Origin of the sequence: Streptomyces sp. NPDC050085, assembly GCF_044460595.1 — a bacterium.
Taxonomy (GTDB): Bacteria; Actinomycetota; Actinomycetes; order Streptomycetales; family Streptomycetaceae; genus Streptomyces.
In genome coordinates this window covers 148309-163778 of sequence record NZ_JBITJZ010000001.1, presented here as the reverse complement: position 1 = coordinate 163778, position 15470 = coordinate 148309, and the positions used below count along the sequence as shown (strand labels likewise).

Below are 15470 nucleotides of genomic sequence, written 5' to 3'. Positions count from 1 at the left end.
GTCGTGGTGTGAGCGCGGCGGGGATCCCCCGCCGGATGCGGCTCCGCGCTGCGTGCCGCATAGGCCCCGGGACCTTCGGGTGTCGGCCCAGGGCCTCGGGTGTCGGGTGCTTGGTGTCGGATTTCGGCTCCCGGGCCTCCGGCCTCCGGGCGTTGGGCGTTGGGCGTCGGGCTTCGGGGCGTCGGGTCTTGGGTTTCGGTCGCCGGGCTTGCGGGCCTCGAGTGTCGGGTTTCGGCTCCGGGGCCTCCGGCCTCCGGCCTCCGGCCTCCGGGCGTCGGGTGTCGGGGCGTCGGGTGTCGGCCCTCCGGGCCTTGGCCCCCGGCCTCCGGGCGTCGGGCGTCGGGCGTCGAGTGTCGAGTGTCGGCCCTCCGGGTCTTGGCCTCCGGCCTCCGGGCCCTGGGCGTCGAGTGTCGGCCTCCGGGCCTCCGGGCCTCCGGGTCTTGGCCTCCGGCCCCCGGCCACCGGGCGTCGGGCCTTGGGTGTCGGCCGCCAGGCTTGCGGGCCTCGGGTGTCGAGTGTCGGCCGCCGGGCTTGTGGGCCTCAAGCGTCGCCTCCGGGCCCCGGCACCCCCGGGCCCCGGCACCCCTGGGCCCCGGCACCCCTGGGCCCCGGCACCCCTGGGCCCCGGCACCCCTGGGCCCCGGCACCCCCGGGCCTCGGACGCCGCGCGCGACCGCGCGCCCCGGACCCGGCTCGTCCCCGCCCCCGTCTCTGCCCGTCCCCGCCCCTGGCTGGCCCTGTCCCGTCCCTGCCCCGTCCGCGCCCCGCCCCTGGCTCGCCTCTGTTCTGCCCGTGCCCTGCCCCATCCATCAACCCACCCCCCGACCGAGCCGTCGACCCGCCCCATCCATCAACCCACCCCCCGACCGAGCCGTCGACCCGCCCCATCGGAAGGTCCTCGCATGAGCCCACGTACCCGCACGCTCCGCAGCGCGGCCGCCGCGTTCCTCGTCGCCGCGGCCGTCGCCCTCGTCCCGCTGCCCGCCGCGCAGGCGGCCCCCGGTGCGAAGGTCCTGCACGCCGCGCCTCACGGATCCGGCACCTCCTGCACCGTCGGACACCCTTGCTCGCCGGAGGGTGCACGCGACGCGGCGGACTCCGGTGACCGCATCCAACTCGCCGACGGCACCTATCGGTTGAACAAGCCGCTGACGCTGGACGCCGACGACTCCGGCGTCACCTGGGCCGCCGAACGCGGCGCTCACCCCGTGTTCTCCGGCGGCCGCGCGCTGACCGGCTGGAGCGCCAACGCCGACGGGACCTGGAGCGCGGACGTGCCCGACGGCGTCACCCCGCGCCAGCTCTTCGTCGACGGGGTCCGTGCCGTGCGCGCCCGCGGCGAGGCCTGCGCCGCCTCCGTGTGCGACGCCACCACGACCGGGATGAGCGGCGCCGAGAAGACCGGCATCGCCACCTGGGCGCGGCCCACCGACGCCGAGGCCGTCATCCGCGTGCGGTGGCGCAACTACCACTGCCGGATCACGGGCGTCAGCGGCGACAACCTCACCTTCGCGCAGCCCTGCTGGGCCAACTCCGCGTCGGGGACGAACCGCACGGGCCCCGCCTGGGACTCGACCGCCGTCGACTCCACGCGCTACTCCGGGGTCGCCTACTTCGAGAACGCCCGCGAACTGCTCGACCAGCCGGGGGAGTTCGTCTGGGACTCGGCCGCACGGACTGTCACGTACCTGCCGCGCAAGGGCGAGAACATGCGGCGGGCCCACGCCGTCACCCCCGTCACCGAGAACCTCCTCGTCCTCGACGGCGCCCATGACGTCCGTGTCACCGGCATCGGCTTCGTGTACGCCGCCTACCAGCAGCCCTCCACCGACGAGGGCTACGCGGGCATGCAGGCCGGACTCACCCTGACCGGCGCCACGGGCCCGGTCGACCACGCGGGCCGCTACTACACCAAGCCCGCCGCCGCGCTCACCGTGCGCGCAGGCAGGCACATCACCGTCGACCACGCCGAGTTCACCCACCTCGGCGGCGCCGGAGCCGTCCTCGAGCAGGGCACCCAGGACTCCACCCTCACCCGCTCCCGCTTCACCGACCTGTCCTCCGGCGGCGTGTACGTCGGCGACACGGAACCCGTGCCCGCCCCTGAACGCGTAGGCACGCGGAACACGGTCTCGTACAACACCGTTCGGCGTACCGGAGTCGAGTACACGGACTCCGTCGGCATCTGGGCGGGCTACGAGGCCGCGACGGTCATCGACCACAACTCCCTCGACGACCTGCCGTACTCCGGGATCTCCGTCGGCTGGGGCTGGAACCAGCCCGAGGCCAAGCAGTCCGTCCTGCGCGACAACCGCATCACCGGCAACCGCATCACGAACGTCATGCGCGTCGCGTACGCCCAGCACGACGGCGGTGCCATCTACACCCAGGGCGCCCAGCCCGGCACCGTCGTCTCCGGCAACTACATCAACCGCAGCGCCTACGGGAACACCGAGCGCGACGGCAACGGCATCTACCTCGACGAACAGTCCAGCCACATCACCGTCACCGGCAACGTGCTGACCCGCCTCGGCTACAAGTGGGTCTCCAACTGGGCCGACTACGGCATCGACAACCACGCCACCGGCAACTGGACGGACACCGACGCCCCCGCCCTGGCCGGCACCGGTTCCACCATGGCCGACAACCACACCGAACTGGACCGGCTCCCGGCGGAGGCGATCGAGGTCGCCGCGGCCGCGGGCGCCGACGGGCCAGGCCGCGTCGAACAGCTGCGCCCCGACCTCGCCCGCGCGGGCACGGCCACGCAGTCCTCCACGGACGGCACGGCCACGGCCGCGTACGCGACCGACGGCGACACCTCCACCGACACCCGCACGCTCGCCGAGCCGGGCGCCTGGTGGCAGGTGGACCTGGGTGCGGCGCGGCACGTCGGACAGGTCGAGGTCTGGAACAACACCTCCATGACCACCACCGACTTCGACGTCCAGCTCGCCCGGTCCGCCGACTTCTCCGACGCCACGACCACGCACGTCACCGGCAAGGCTCTGAGGCCCACCCTGCTGGACACCGACACGGAAGCCCGATACGTAAGGATCAAGCTCACCGGCACGGGACGCGTCGCCCTGGCGCACGTCCTGGTCCACCCGTAGCGCCCGCAACGCCCGCACGAGCAAAGGAACTTCCATGACCGGCTCCTCCGATCTGCGCCTCGGTGTCCTCGGCTACGGCCTGCGCGGCTCGCTCGCCCGCACCGCCCACCGGCCCGGCGCCGGCTCCCGGGTCACGGCCCTCGCGGACCACGACCCCGCGGCGCGGACGGAGGCCGCCCTCGCGTTTCCCGGCGCCCTGATATCCAGCGACCACAAGAAGGTGATCGGCGACCCCGAGGTCGACGCGGTCGTCGTCCTCACCCCCGACCACACCCACACCGACGTCGCCTGCGAAGCCCTCAAGGCGGGCAAGCCCGTCTTCGTCGAAAAGCCCCTCGACGTCACCGTCGAACGCTGCGACGAACTCCTGCGCACCGCGTACGAGACCGGGACCCGGCTCTACGTCGGCCACAACATGCGGCACATGCCGGTCGTCCGCCTGATGCGCGACATCATCGCGCGCGGCGAGATCGGCGCGGTCAAGACGGTGTGGGTACGGCACTTCGTGGGGTACGGCGGCGACTGGTACTTCAAGGACTGGCACGCCGAACGGCAGTACACCACGGGCCTGTTGCTGCAGAAGGCCGCCCACGACATCGACGTACTGCACTGGCTCGCCAACGGATACGCGCGACAGGTCCAGGCCCTCGGCGACCTCATGGTGTACGGCGACAACCCGCACCGGCGCGAGCCCGGCGAGGCCAAGCACGCCGACTGGTACACGAAGGACGGACACTGGCCGCCGCACACCCAGCGCGGCCTCAACCCCGTCATCGACGTGGAGGACGTGTCGATGGTCAACATGCGCCTGGACAACGGGGTGTTGGCCGCCTACCAGCAGTGCCACTTCACCCCCGACTACTGGCGCAACTACACCGTCATCGGCGACGCGGGCCGCCTGGAGAACTTCGGCGACGGACCCGGGGGAGTCGTGAAGGTGTGGAACTCCCGCCGCTCCACGTACCGCGGCGAGGCCGACGCCGAGTACCCCGTGCCGGACGCCGAGGACAACGCCGGGCACGGCGGCGCCGACCCGCTGCTCATCGACGAGTTCGTGCGCTTCGCCCGCGAGGGCGGCACCACCGACACCTCGCCCGTCGCCGCACGCATGGCGGTCGCCGCCGGGGTGCGGGCCACCGAGTCCCTGCGCGACGGCGGCACGCCCCGCGAGATCCCCGGTCTCGCCCCGGAGCTGATCGCGTATTTCGAGCGCGGACAGGTGCGCACGGCATAGGCCTGTAGGAAAGCTGTGGCGGCGCTTAAGCAAACCTCGATGGACCGGGGGCACCTTCGTACGGAAGAGTCTGTCGTGGCGGCAGGCTCTTCCGTACACCGCCACCCCACTCTTCCCTCGTACCCGGGCCGGGCCGTGCTCCGCCCTGCCCGCGTGCGCGACGACAGGAGCCGAGCCGTTGAAGGCGCTGGTCAAGGAGAAGGCCGAACCGGGACTCTGGCTGACGGACGTGCCCGAGCCGTCCATCGGCCCCGGTGACGTGCTGATCAAGGTGCTGCGCACCGGGATCTGCGGCACCGACCTGCACATCCGCAGCTGGGACGGGTGGGCGCAGTCCACGATCTCCGCGCCGCTCGTCGTCGGCCACGAGTTCGTCGGCGAGGTCGTCGAGACCGGCGCAGGCGTCACCGACATCGCCGTCGGCGACCGGGTCAGCGGCGAGGGCCACCTCGTCTGCGGCAAGTGCCGCAACTGCCTCGCGGGCCGCCGGCACCTGTGCCGTGCCACCGTCGGCCTCGGCGTCGGCCGCGACGGTGCGTTCGCCGAGTACGTCGCCCTGCCCGCGTCGAACGTGTGGGTGCACCGCGTCCCCGTCGACCTGGACGTCGCGGCGATCTTCGACCCGTTCGGCAACGCCGTGCACACGGCCCTGTCCTTCCCGCTGGTCGGCGAGGACGTGCTGAGCACGGGCGCGGGCCCGATCGGCCTGATGGCCGCCGCCGTGGCCAAGCACGCAGGCGCCCGCAACGTCGTGATCACCGACGTCAGCGAGGAGCGCCTCGAACTCGCCCGCAAGGTGGGCGTGAGCCTGGCCCTGAACGTGGGGGAGTCCACCATCGCCGACGGCCAGCGCACGCTCGGCCTGCGCGAGGGCTTCGACGTCGGCCTGGAGATGTCCGGCAACCCGGTCGCGATGCGCGACATGCTCGCCAACATGACCCACGGCGGCAAGATCGCCATGCTCGGCCTGCCGTCGCAGGAGTTCGCCGTCGACTGGGCCCGCATCGTCACCTCGATGATCACCATCAAGGGCATCTACGGCCGCGAGATGTTCGAGACCTGGTACGCGATGTCCGTCCTCCTCGAAGGCGGCCTCGACCTCGCTCCCGTGATCACCGGCCGCTACGCCCACACGGACTTCGAGGCGGCCTTCGACGACGCGGCGAGCGGCCGCGGCGGCAAGGTCATCCTGGACTGGACCTCCTGAACTCCCCACGCCCGTAAGGATTCTCGGCATGTTCGACAACGTACGCGAAGACCTCCAGGCCACCCTCGACGAGATCGTCGCCGCGGGCCTGCACAAGCCCGAGCGGGTCATCGGCACCCCCCAGTCCGCCACCGTCGGCGTCACCGCGGGCGGCCGCCCGGGTGAGGTGCTGAACTTCTGCGCCAACAACTACCTCGGCCTCGCCGACCACCCCGAGGTCATCGCCGCGGGCCACGCCGCCCTGGACCGCTGGGGCTACGGCATGGCCTCCGTCCGCTTCATCTGCGGCACCCAGGAGGTCCACAAGGAGCTGGAGGCGCGCCTGTCCTCCTTCCTCGGCCAGGAGGACACGATCCTCTACTCCTCCTGCTTCGACGCCAACGGCGGCGTCTTCGAGACGCTGCTCGGCCCCGAGGACGCGGTGATCTCCGACGCCCTCAACCACGCCTCGATCATCGACGGCATCCGGCTGTCCAAGGCCAAGCGGTTCCGTTACGCCAACCGCGACATGGCCGACCTGGAGGCCCAGCTCAAGGCGGCCGGTGACGCCCGGCGCAAGCTGATCGTCACCGACGGCGTCTTCTCCATGGACGGTTACGTCGCCCCCCTCGGTGACATCTGCGACCTCGCCGAGCGTTACGACGCCATGGTCATGGTCGACGACTCGCACGCCGTCGGCTTCGTCGGCCCCGGCGGCCGCGGCACCCCCGAGCTGCACGGCGTCATGGACCGCGTCGACATCATCACCGGCACCCTCGGCAAGGCCCTCGGCGGCGCCTCCGGCGGTTACGTCGCGGCCCGCGCCGAGATCGTCGCCCTGCTGCGCCAGCGCTCGCGCCCGTACCTGTTCTCCAACAGCCTGGCCCCGGTCATCGCGGCGGCGTCGCTCAAGGTCCTCGACCTCCTGGAGCAGGCGGGTGACCTGCGCGAACGCCTGGCGGCCAACACCAAGCTGTTCCGTACGCGGATGACCGAGGAGGGCTTCGACATCCTCCCCGGCGACCACGCGATCGCCCCCGTGATGATCGGCGACGCCTCCGTCGCGGGCCGGATGGCCGAGCTGCTCCTGGAGCGCGGCGTGTACGTGATCGGCTTCTCGTACCCGGTCGTGCCGCAGGGCCAGGCCCGCATCCGCGTCCAGCTGTCCGCCGCGCACTCCACCCAGGACGTGAACCGGGCCGTGGACGCGTTCGTCGAGGCCCGCGCCGAGCTGGGCTGACCGGTTTGCGACAATCGGGAACATGATTGAAGCGCGGCGGCTGCACATCCTCCGAGCGGTGGCCGACCACCGCACGGTCACGGCGGCTGCCGCCGCGCTGTACCTGACCCCCTCAGCGGTCTCCCAGCAGCTGACCGCCCTGGAGCAGGAGACCGGCCACAAGCTGGTCGAGCGCGGCGCCCGCGGCGTCCGGCTCACCCCCGCCGGCGAGATCCTGCTCACGCACACGAACGCCGTCCTGGCCCAGCTGGAGCGGGCCGAGGCGGAGCTCGCCGCGTACAGCACCGGCGACGCGGGCACCGTGACGCTCGCCTCCTTCGCGACCGGCATCGGCCTCGTCGTCGGCCCCGCCCTCGCCCGCCTGGCGAAGGAGTCACCCGGCATCCGCGTCCGTGTCCGGGACGCCGAGGGCGACGCCAGCCTGCCGATGCTCCTCGAGCGGCAGATCGACGTCGCCGTCGCCGTCGAGTACCGGGGCGCGCCCGACGCCGACGACGACCGGATCACCCGGGTGCCGCTCTACGCGGAACCCTTCGACGCGGTCCTGCCCGTCGCGCACCGGCTCGCCGACGCCGAGCGGGTGCCGGTCGCCGACCTGGCCAAGGACACCTGGATCGGGCCCTACCCCGGCAACCCCTGCCACGACGTGGTCGTGCTCGCCTGCGAACACGCGGGATTCTCCCCGCAGTTCGAGCACTCCTCCGACGACTTCCGTGCGGTGGTCGCCCTCGCCTCGGCGGGCGCGGGCGTCGCCCTCGTGCCGCGCTCGGCCCTGGTCGGCATGGACCTCACCGAGGTGGTCGTCCGCCCCATCGACGGCGTCGCCCCCACCCGCAAGGTCTTCGCGGCGGTCCGCCACGGAGCGGAGACGCATCCGCTGATCCGGCCGGTGCTCGACGCCCTCGGGGAGGCGGCGCGGGACTGACGCCCGCAGTGGCGGAACGCACGTAACCGCGTTGTTTCATATCTGGGATACCGTGCCGAATATGAGACGCGAGAGTGAAGTGCCTCCCAGAGGCGACACCGGACCCGAGTCGGACCCCGTCGATGCCCGGCTCGGCGCGCGCCTTGCCGAGCTGCGGGCCGAACACGGCTGGTCCCTGGGGGAGTTGGCCGACCGCAGTGGCGTGAGCCGGTCCACGCTGTCCCGTGCCGAGCGCGCCGAGATCAGCCCGACGGCCGCGCTCCTCAACCGGTTGTGCGCCGTCTACGGGCGCACCATGTCGCAGTTGCTGAGCGAGGTGGAGTCCGCTCCGGCGCAGGTCGTGCGCGCCGCCGAACAGCCCGTGTGGCGCGACGAGGCGAGCGGATTCGTGCGGCGCTCCGTGTCGCCGCCACTCGCAGGACTCCGGGCCGAGGTCGTCGAGGGGCGCCTCGAACCGTACGCCGACATCGTGTACGACCGGCCGCCCGTGCCCGGTCTCGAACAGCACATCTGGGTGCTCGACGGCCGACTCGACCTGACCGTGCAGGGCGTCACGCACACCCTCGTCGCCGGTGACTGCCTGCGCTTCCGGCTGTGGGGGCCGACGCACTTCCACTGCCCCGGGCCCGAGGCCGTACGGTACGCGCTGGTGGTGGTGCTGCCGTGACACCTCCCGTGCGCACGCTGACGGCAGCTCAATTCACCTCCCACGCCGACGAGTTGGGGCGGTTGCTGGCCGACGTCGTCGCCGGGGGCGCCTCGCTCGGCTTTCTGGCCGGACTCACCGCCGAGCAGGCCGCCGACTGGTGGCGCGCGCGCACGCCCGCCGTCGACCGTGGCGACCTCGTCGTGTGCGTCGCCGTCGACGAGGCCTCGGGCCGCTGCGTCGGCACCGTCTCCCTCGCCCTCAACGACTGGCCCAACGGCCGCCACCGCGGCGAGGTGGTCAAGCTGATGGTGCACGAGACGGCCCGCGGCAAGGGTCTCGCCCGCGCGCTGCTCACCACCGTCGAGCAGGTCGCCGCCGACGCCGGTCTCACCCTCCTCGTCCTCGACACGGAGACCGGCAGCCCCGCCGAGCCCCTGTACCGGACGGCGGGCTGGACCCCCGTCGGCGTCATCCCCGACTACGCGGGCGACCCGGCCGGGATCCCGCGCCCCACCACGCTCTTCTACAAGCGCCCCGGCGGCCGGCGGGCATGAGTGCGGGCGGGGCAGGGGAGGTGCAGGACAGCCCACGCCCTCCCGCGAACAGGAGCCGCCCCATGACCGACCACCCGGCGTACACCACCAGCGCCCTGAGCACAGGCGACGGCGCCGCCGTGGCCACGTACACCTGGCTGCCCGAGGGCGGCAGGCCGCGCGCCTTCGTCCAGATCGCGCACGGCGCGGCCGAACACGCCCTGCGCTACGACCGGTTCGCCCGCCACCTCACCGCCCACGGCTACGCCGTCATCGCCTCCGACCACCGCGGCCACGGCGCCACGGCCGCGACCACCGGCGGCCTCGGCGTGACGGACGACGAACGCCCCGGCACCGTCGACGCCTGGATCGCGATCGTCGAGGACCTCAAGGCGATCGGCGACAGCACGCGGGCGCTGTACCAGGACGTGCCCTTCGTGCTGCTCGGCCACAGCCTCGGCTCACTGCTCGCACGCGACTACGCGCAGCGGTACGCGGACGACCTGGTCGGCCTGGTCCTGTCCGGCACCTTCCGCTCCCTGCCGGGCGCCGACAACGAGGGATCGATCGCGCTGCTCGAGGCCGAGATCGCCCGCGAGGGACGCGCGGCGCTCTCCTCCTTCGTCCCCGACCTGTTCACTTCCTTCAACGACCCCTACCCGCACCGCACCGGCTTCGAATGGCTCTCGCGCGACGAGGCCGAGGTCGACGCGTACGTCGCCGACGAGCGCTGCGGCTTCCCGTTCTCGGCGGGCCTGTCCCTGGACTTCGTCCGCGCGGTGCGCCGCATCAACGACCCGGCGAACCTCGCCCGCATCCCCGCCGACCTGCCGATCCACGTCGCCGTCGGCACCGAGGACCCCTGCAACCAGCGCATGACCCTCGTCCACGAACTCCTCGAGGACTTCCGCTACGCCGGCGTCACCGACCTCACCTGGCGGGGGTACGAGGGCGCCCGCCACGAGATCCTGAACGAGACCAACCGCGCCGAGGTCCAGGCCGACCTCACCGCATGGCTGGACAAACGCGTGCCGTGACCTGCCGGTCGTCCGCGATTGTCAGTGCGGCCCCTTACGGTTCCTGTCATGCCGGATGCCGAAGACGTACGCACCATCGCCCTGTCCCTGCCGGACACGACGGAGAAGATCGCCTGGAGCATGCCCACGTTCCGGGTGGCGGGAAAGATGTTCGCCACGCTGCCCGAGGAGGAGACGTCGATCGCCGTGCGCTGCCCGAAGGAGGAGCGGGACGAGCTGGTGCTCGCCGAGCCGAAGAAGTTCTGGATCGCCGATCACGAGGCGTCCTTCGCCTGGGTCCGCGTCCGGCTCGCGGCGCTCGACGACACGGACGAGCTGCGCGACATCCTCACCGACTCCTGGAGCCAGGCGGCACCGCCCCGCCTGCTCGAGGCACACCCGAAGCTCGGCGCGCCCGGCAGCGCGCGCTGACCGGACCCGGCGGATCGCTCAACGGCACGCGGAGCGGCGGCCGTTCAGCGGGCTGAAACTCCCTGGGGCCCGCCGCGCGGTGCGTGGCATGATCCGCCCGTAGGGGTGGACGGCACGGCGGTGAGCCGGGGACGGAGTCGGGCGGACATGGGCGGGGACGGCACGGGCAGACCGGTCGGACGGGTCGGACGGGTCGGACGGGTCGGACACAGCATCTGGTCACGGGACTTCGGGCTGTTCTTCACCGCGCGGGCGGTCGCCAAGCTCGGCGACACCATGCTGCCCGTCGCACTCGCCGCGGGCCTGCTCCAGTACGGATACGGGGCGGGCGCCGTCGGCCTCGCGATGGCCGCGTCCGTGGGCTGCTTCGCCGGACTCGTCATCTTCGGCGGCGTCTTCGCGGACCGCTTCAGCACCCGCCTGCTGATGATCGGCGCCGACGTCACGCGCCTGGTCTCGCAGTCCCTGGCCGCCGTCATGTTCTTCACGGGACACGTCGTGCTCTGGGAGATCTGCGTCATCGGCGCGGTCAACGGAGCGGCCTCCGCGCTCTTCCAGCCGGGCGTCGCGAGCACCGTGCCCCGCCTCGCCGATGACGTACAGGCCGCGAACGGCGCGATCCGCGTGGCCGAGTCCGGCTCGCAGCTCGCGGGCCCTGCCGTCGCAGGCCTCCTCGTCGCCTTCGCATCGCCCGGTCTCGTCTTCGCCGCGCACGCGGGAACGTACGCACTGAGCGCCCTGTGCCTGGTGCTCCTGCGCCTGCCCCCGGCCGCCCCGGACAGCCACGCCCCGAGCAACGGGTTCCGCAAGGACCTGATCGAGGGCTGGCAGGAGTTCCGGTCCCGCACCTGGCTGTGGGCCGTGATCGCCGTCTGGTGCGTCCTGCAGATCGGCGCGTCGGGCCCGGCCGTCCCCCTCGTCGCGACCCAGGTCACGCAGGAGTACGGGCCGCGCGCCTACGGCCTGGTCAACTCGGCCCTCGGCGCGGGCACCGTCATCGGCGGCCTGATCGCCCTGCGGGTGCGGCCCCGGCGCATGCTGCGGGCCGGGACGGTCGCCCTGTTCGGCTTCGCGCTCTTCCCGGCGGCCGTCGGCGCGGGCCTCGGCGTGCCCGGGATGATGGCGGGCTGTGTGATCGCCGGAGCGGGGATGTCGTTCTGGGGAGTGATGTGGGCGACCAGCGTGCAGACGCAGGTGCCGCACGACGTCCTCAACCGCATCCACGCCTACGACGTCGCGGGCTCGCTCGCCATGGCGCCGGTCGGCCAGGCGCTCGCCGGGCCCGCCGCCGGAGCGTTCGGCACCCGGCACGTCCTGCTGACCGGCGGCGGCGTCGCCGTCCTGTGCGCGGCGGCACTGCTCGCGGTCCCGGCGATCCGCGGCCTCGTCCGCGCCGACGCCCCGCGGCTGCGTTCCCTGCCCGCGCCACCCGCGCCTAGGCGGGAACCGGCGCGGCCAGAAAGCCGCTGATCCGCTCACGCAGCGACGCCGCGTCGAGCCCGTGCGCGGCGACGTGCTCCTCGACACCGCCGTAGCGGCGCAGCTCCCGGCGGCCCACGCCGAGCCCGAGCACGCGGTGCGGCAGATCGGCGAGGGCGTCGTTCGCGGCGGCCGTCGACGTGCCCGCCAGATACGGCTCCACGACGACGACGTCGGCGACGTCCCCGACGGCCCGGCGCAGGGCACCGGAGTCGAAGGGCCGCACCGTCGTCGCGTACAGCACGGTCACGTCGAGCCCTTCGGTCGCCGCGAGCACGTTGTCGAGCAGCGGCCCCACGGCCACCACGACGCCCCCGCGCCCCTCGCGCACCGTGAGGAAGCGCGAGCCGTCCAGCGCGAGTGCCTCCCGGTTGGACTGCGTCGACAGACGGACGTACACCCGCTCGTTGCCGTCCCCGACCGCGTGCCGCAGCAGCGTCTCCGCCTCGTCGGGGTGGCCCGGCACGTGCACGGTCCAGCCGTCGAGGGTGTCGAGCACGGCCACGTCGCCGGGCGCCATGTGCGTGAAGCCACCGGCCGACACGTCGTACGAACCGGCGGCGCTCACCAGCACCCCGCCCACGTCCTGATGCCCGAAGTCCAGCTTGATCTGCTCGAAGGGCCGCTCCACGAGGAAGCTCGCGAACGTGTGCAGCACGGGCCGCATCCCGGTCAGCGCCAGGCCCGCCCCGGCGCCGACGAGCAGTTGCTCCCTGATGCCGACGTTGATCACCCGCTCCGGGTGGCGGCGCGCGGCCCCGGCGAACTGCGCCAGACCGATCTCGGCGAGCACGACGGCGACCCGGGGGTCCTCGTCGAGCAGCCGGGAGACGACGGGGGCGAAGCGGTCACGCATGGTGTCCATGACGGCGTCCTTCCTGGACCAGAAGAATGGGGGATGGGGATGGGGATGGGGATGGGGATGGGGATGGGCGATGGGGATGGCGGAGTCGGTAGGCGCGGCAGTGTCGGGCTCACGAGAACTTCGGCTCGACGCGCGCGACCACCACGTGCGGCCGCCCCGGATGCGGCGCGGTGAACGCCTCGTACAGCGCGGCGTGATCACGACCGTCCACGGACACCGTCGACCACCCGGCCGCGTCGAACCGGGCCGCGATGCCTCCCGCCCGGCCGTAGGTCGCCGACAGGTTGTCGATCACGACGGTGTGCAGCCGCTCGACACCGGCGGCCCCGGCGAACGCGATGGCCTCGTGATTGCTGCCCTCGTCGAGCTCCGCGTCCCCGACCAGCGTCCACACGGCAGGCTCGTGCAGCCCCTGCGCACGCAGCCCGAGCGCCGTGCCCACCGCGATCGGCAGCCCGTGCCCGAGCGACCCGCTGCCGATCTCCGCGCCGGGCACGAGGACCCGGTCGGGATGGTGCCCGAGTGGCGAGTCGAACCGGCCGAACCCGTCCAGCCACTCGACCGGCACGAACCCCTTCGCGGCCAGCACCGCGTAGTACGCCATCGGCCCGTGCCCCTTGGAGAGCAGGAAGCGATCGCGACCCGGGTCCTCTGCGGTCTCCGGCGTGACCCGCAGCACGCGGTCGTAGAGCACCCAGAGCACGTCGAGCGTGGACGTGGCGGCGGGCCCGTGCTTCTCGTCCCCGGTCAGCACGCCCATCAGGCGCGCCAGATCGTCGTACCCGTACCCGTTGCGTTGCGCTGTTGTCGTCATGACACGCAGCGTGCAACCTCAACTTTGCTTGAGGTCAAGCCCGCCCCGCGCGGGAAAGGGATGCGCGACCACGGCCCCGAGTGCGGTATGGTTTCCGTGCACGTTCGGCCCGGGGAAAGCCCAGGTCAGCGAGCATCGGGACGTGGCGCAGCTTGGTAGCGCACTTGACTGGGGGTCAAGGGGTCGCAGGTTCAAATCCTGTCGTCCCGACAGTTCGAACGTATCGAACGTCGCAGGTGAAGGGCCGTTTTCGAACGGCCCTTTTTCTGTTGCTCGCGCGCTCCCGGTGGGAGCGACGGGAGTGGGAGCGCGCTCCCACTGTCCCCTTGTCTGTTCACTCCCACTCGGGCCGCTGCGCGCATGTTTGATTCCTTGCGCGTACGTTCACGTTCGTGCCCGGTTTGTGACTTGGGTTCGCGGCCCATTTGCCGTCGATCGGGTCGACTTCTGGTTATGGGCTGGCGCTCTTCGTGCTGGCAAGGGGTGCTCCCAGTGGGAGTGGGGTCGGGAGCGGGGTGGGAGCGGTGACACCTTGTCCGGCGGCGAGGGTATGGGGTCATGCGAAATCTTGACCCCAGTTCCGATTCGGGATGGACGGGTATGTCGGATTTCGTCGAGCACCGTTGCGGGATGCATGGAGGTGTTGAACGCGGGAGCAATTGGCGGACGTTGAGGGACGCCGGGCGCAGGGCGGTGTGTGTCGCGGACATGGGTGGCAGTAGGTGGAGGCACCGCGGGGCAGGCAGAGGTTGGGCGCTGCGTCGTCGGTCGCATGGCGGGCCGGGTGAACCGAGATGAAGCCCTCGCCCATATGCGCGCCGTACGTGGCCGTGCGCCTGCCGAAAACCTCATCCGCGCCGCTCAAGCGGCATGTTGGTACTCGTGCAGCACTCCGCCGAGGCGGTCTCTCCGGCGTACCGTCAGCTGGGTGATCTGTGCGTGGGGGAGCGGTTCGGGGGCGGCGCGTAGGGGTGCTGCCTGGACTATCGCTTGGTGGGGCCGGTGGAGGTTGTAGTGCAGTTCGAACTGGTGGAGCGCGTGGCGTAGATGGCGCTCGTTCCAGATGAGAGTGCGGTCCAGGAGTTCGTGGCGACAGGTTTGCACCCAGCGTTCCATGATCGAGTTCATGCGGGGGATCCGGACGCCGGTGCGCACGACTTGGATTCCGGCGTTGCGCAGGATGTCGTCGAATCGGGCGGGGTACTTCGCGTCACGGTCCCGGATCAGGTACACGAAGGTGGTGTTGGCGTCCGTGAGGTCCATGGCCAGGTTTCGGGCGGTCTGGGCCACCCAGGCCGCGGTGGGGTGGGCGGTGGTGCCGAGGATCCGGATGCGGCGGGTGGCGTGCTCGATGACCGCGAGGATGTACTGGCGCTGCCCCGCCAAAGTCACTGTCTCGATGAAGTCGCAGGCCAGGAGAGCGTCTGCCTGCGAGCGCAGGAAGTCGGCCCAGGTGGTGGCGGCTCGGTCGGGCGTGGGGTCGATGCCCTCGGAGGTGAGGATCTCCCAGACGGTGGAGGTCGCGACTTTGATGCCGGGGGTGGTGAGTTCGCCGTGCACCCTGCGATAGCCCCACGATGGATTCTCACGGACCAGGCGCAGGACCAGTCTGCGGATCGAGTGGACCGTGGGCGGTCGACCGGGCTTCTTGGGCCGGCTGGTGCGGGCATGGCGCCGCTTCATCAAGTCGCGATGCCAGCGCAGCACCGTGTCAGGCCGGATCAGTAACCGGAATTGACGCAGGGCCTGGCGTGGCAGGGGGGTCAGCAGAGCGGCGAGGAACGCCCGGTCCGCGGGAGTGAACTTGATGCGGTCCGTGCCGAGTTGCCGCTCAAGGACGGTGATCTGGTGGCGTAGGGAGAGGATCTCCGCGTCCTTGTCGCGGTCGCTCATCGGTAGCAATCGCAGGGCGGTGAACAGGTTGGTGACGGTCAGGTAGGCGAGACGAAGCAACACGAAATCATCCTGCCGCACCATCGATGAC

The 15470-nt window shown here is 72.0% G+C and carries 13 protein-coding genes and 1 tRNA gene; 11 read left to right on the top strand and 3 right to left on the bottom strand.

All coding sequences use genetic code 11. From position 1 onward, the window contains the following. The first annotated feature begins 902 nt into the window (after nt 1-902). The 10 genes from ACIBUY_RS00685 (at nt 903) to ACIBUY_RS00640 (ending at nt 11798) form a co-directional block, all read left to right on the top strand. Nucleotides 903-3113 (top strand): right-handed parallel beta-helix repeat-containing protein, encoded by a 2211-nt coding sequence (locus ACIBUY_RS00685; RefSeq protein ID WP_399151281.1) that lies wholly within the window; start codon nt 903-905, stop codon nt 3111-3113. A 34-nt stretch (nt 3114-3147) separates the two neighbouring features. Further along, entirely contained in the window at nt 3148-4347 is a 1200-nt protein-coding gene (locus ACIBUY_RS00680) for a Gfo/Idh/MocA family protein (RefSeq protein ID WP_399151280.1), read from the top strand. Nucleotides 4348-4525: 178 nt separating this feature from the next. Continuing rightward, nucleotides 4526-5554 (top strand): L-threonine 3-dehydrogenase, encoded by a 1029-nt coding sequence (gene tdh / locus ACIBUY_RS00675; RefSeq protein WP_399151279.1) that lies wholly within the window; start codon nt 4526-4528, stop codon nt 5552-5554. A 28-nt stretch (nt 5555-5582) separates the two neighbouring features. Further along, nucleotides 5583-6773, top strand: coding sequence for a glycine C-acetyltransferase (locus ACIBUY_RS00670; protein WP_365562289.1), 1191 nt, complete (start codon nt 5583-5585; stop codon nt 6771-6773). Between the two features lie 22 nt (nt 6774-6795). Beyond that, nucleotides 6796-7698 (top strand): LysR family transcriptional regulator, encoded by a 903-nt coding sequence (locus ACIBUY_RS00665; protein WP_399151278.1) that lies wholly within the window; start codon nt 6796-6798, stop codon nt 7696-7698. Nucleotides 7699-7759: 61 nt separating this feature from the next. Beyond that, entirely contained in the window at nt 7760-8365 is a 606-nt protein-coding gene (locus ACIBUY_RS00660; protein WP_365562293.1) for a helix-turn-helix domain-containing protein, read from the top strand. Then, the gene (locus ACIBUY_RS00655) at nt 8362-8901 is read left to right on the top strand and encodes a GNAT family N-acetyltransferase (protein WP_399151277.1); all 540 of its coding nucleotides are present in this window, start codon (nt 8362-8364) and stop codon (nt 8899-8901) included. Before ACIBUY_RS00660 ends, ACIBUY_RS00655 begins: the two co-directional genes overlap by 4 nt. 62 nt (nt 8902-8963) lie before the next feature. Continuing rightward, nucleotides 8964-9917, top strand: coding sequence for an alpha/beta fold hydrolase (locus tag ACIBUY_RS00650; protein WP_399151276.1), 954 nt, complete (start codon nt 8964-8966; stop codon nt 9915-9917). Between the two features lie 48 nt (nt 9918-9965). Continuing rightward, entirely contained in the window at nt 9966-10328 is a 363-nt protein-coding gene (locus ACIBUY_RS00645; RefSeq protein ID WP_399151275.1) for an MmcQ/YjbR family DNA-binding protein, read from the top strand. A gap of 147 nt (nt 10329-10475) precedes the next feature. Next, nucleotides 10476-11798: an MFS transporter gene (locus ACIBUY_RS00640; protein ID WP_399151274.1), complete on the top strand. Its 1323-nt coding sequence runs from the start codon at nt 10476-10478 to the stop codon at nt 11796-11798. Here the strand turns inward: ACIBUY_RS00640 and ACIBUY_RS00635 are convergent. Next, the gene (locus ACIBUY_RS00635) at nt 11764-12672 is read right to left on the bottom strand and encodes a transketolase family protein (protein ID WP_399151273.1); all 909 of its coding nucleotides are present in this window, start codon (nt 12670-12672) and stop codon (nt 11764-11766) included. The two genes, ACIBUY_RS00640 and ACIBUY_RS00635, sit on opposite strands and share 35 nt — an antisense overlap. 109 nt (nt 12673-12781) lie before the next feature. Further along, nucleotides 12782-13486, bottom strand: coding sequence for a transketolase (locus ACIBUY_RS00630; RefSeq protein ID WP_399151272.1), 705 nt, complete (start codon nt 13484-13486; stop codon nt 12782-12784). Nucleotides 13487-13622: 136 nt separating this feature from the next. Here ACIBUY_RS00630 and ACIBUY_RS00625 point away from each other — a divergent pair. Further along, a tRNA-Pro gene (locus ACIBUY_RS00625) sits at nt 13623-13696 on the top strand. A gap of 651 nt (nt 13697-14347) precedes the next feature. On the opposite strand, the gene ACIBUY_RS00620 is transcribed toward ACIBUY_RS00625, so the two are convergent. Continuing rightward, nucleotides 14348-15442: an integrase core domain-containing protein gene (locus tag ACIBUY_RS00620; protein WP_365562394.1), complete on the bottom strand. Its 1095-nt coding sequence runs from the start codon at nt 15440-15442 to the stop codon at nt 14348-14350. Nucleotides 15443-15470 lie beyond the last annotated feature (28 nt).

Bases quoted from the DNA above. Each gene is read 5' to 3' on its own strand.
- ACIBUY_RS00660 (WP_365562293.1), top strand. From the start codon at position 7,760: ATGAGACGCGAGAGTGAAGTGCCTCCCAGAGGCGACACCGGACCCGAG.
- ACIBUY_RS00685 (WP_399151281.1), top strand. From the start codon at position 903: ATGAGCCCACGTACCCGCACGCTCCGCAGCGCGGCCGCCGCGTTCCTC.
- ACIBUY_RS00670 (WP_365562289.1), top strand. From the start codon at position 5,583: ATGTTCGACAACGTACGCGAAGACCTCCAGGCCACCCTCGACGAGATC.
- ACIBUY_RS00665 (WP_399151278.1), top strand. From the start codon at position 6,796: ATGATTGAAGCGCGGCGGCTGCACATCCTCCGAGCGGTGGCCGACCAC.
- ACIBUY_RS00640 (WP_399151274.1), top strand. From the start codon at position 10,476: ATGGGCGGGGACGGCACGGGCAGACCGGTCGGACGGGTCGGACGGGTC.
- ACIBUY_RS00680 (WP_399151280.1), top strand. From the start codon at position 3,148: ATGACCGGCTCCTCCGATCTGCGCCTCGGTGTCCTCGGCTACGGCCTG.
- ACIBUY_RS00635 (WP_399151273.1), bottom strand. From the start codon at position 12,672: ATGGACACCATGCGTGACCGCTTCGCCCCCGTCGTCTCCCGGCTGCTC.
- ACIBUY_RS00645 (WP_399151275.1), top strand. From the start codon at position 9,966: ATGCCGGATGCCGAAGACGTACGCACCATCGCCCTGTCCCTGCCGGAC.
- ACIBUY_RS00650 (WP_399151276.1), top strand. From the start codon at position 8,964: ATGACCGACCACCCGGCGTACACCACCAGCGCCCTGAGCACAGGCGAC.
- ACIBUY_RS00630 (WP_399151272.1), bottom strand. From the start codon at position 13,486: ATGACGACAACAGCGCAACGCAACGGGTACGGGTACGACGATCTGGCG.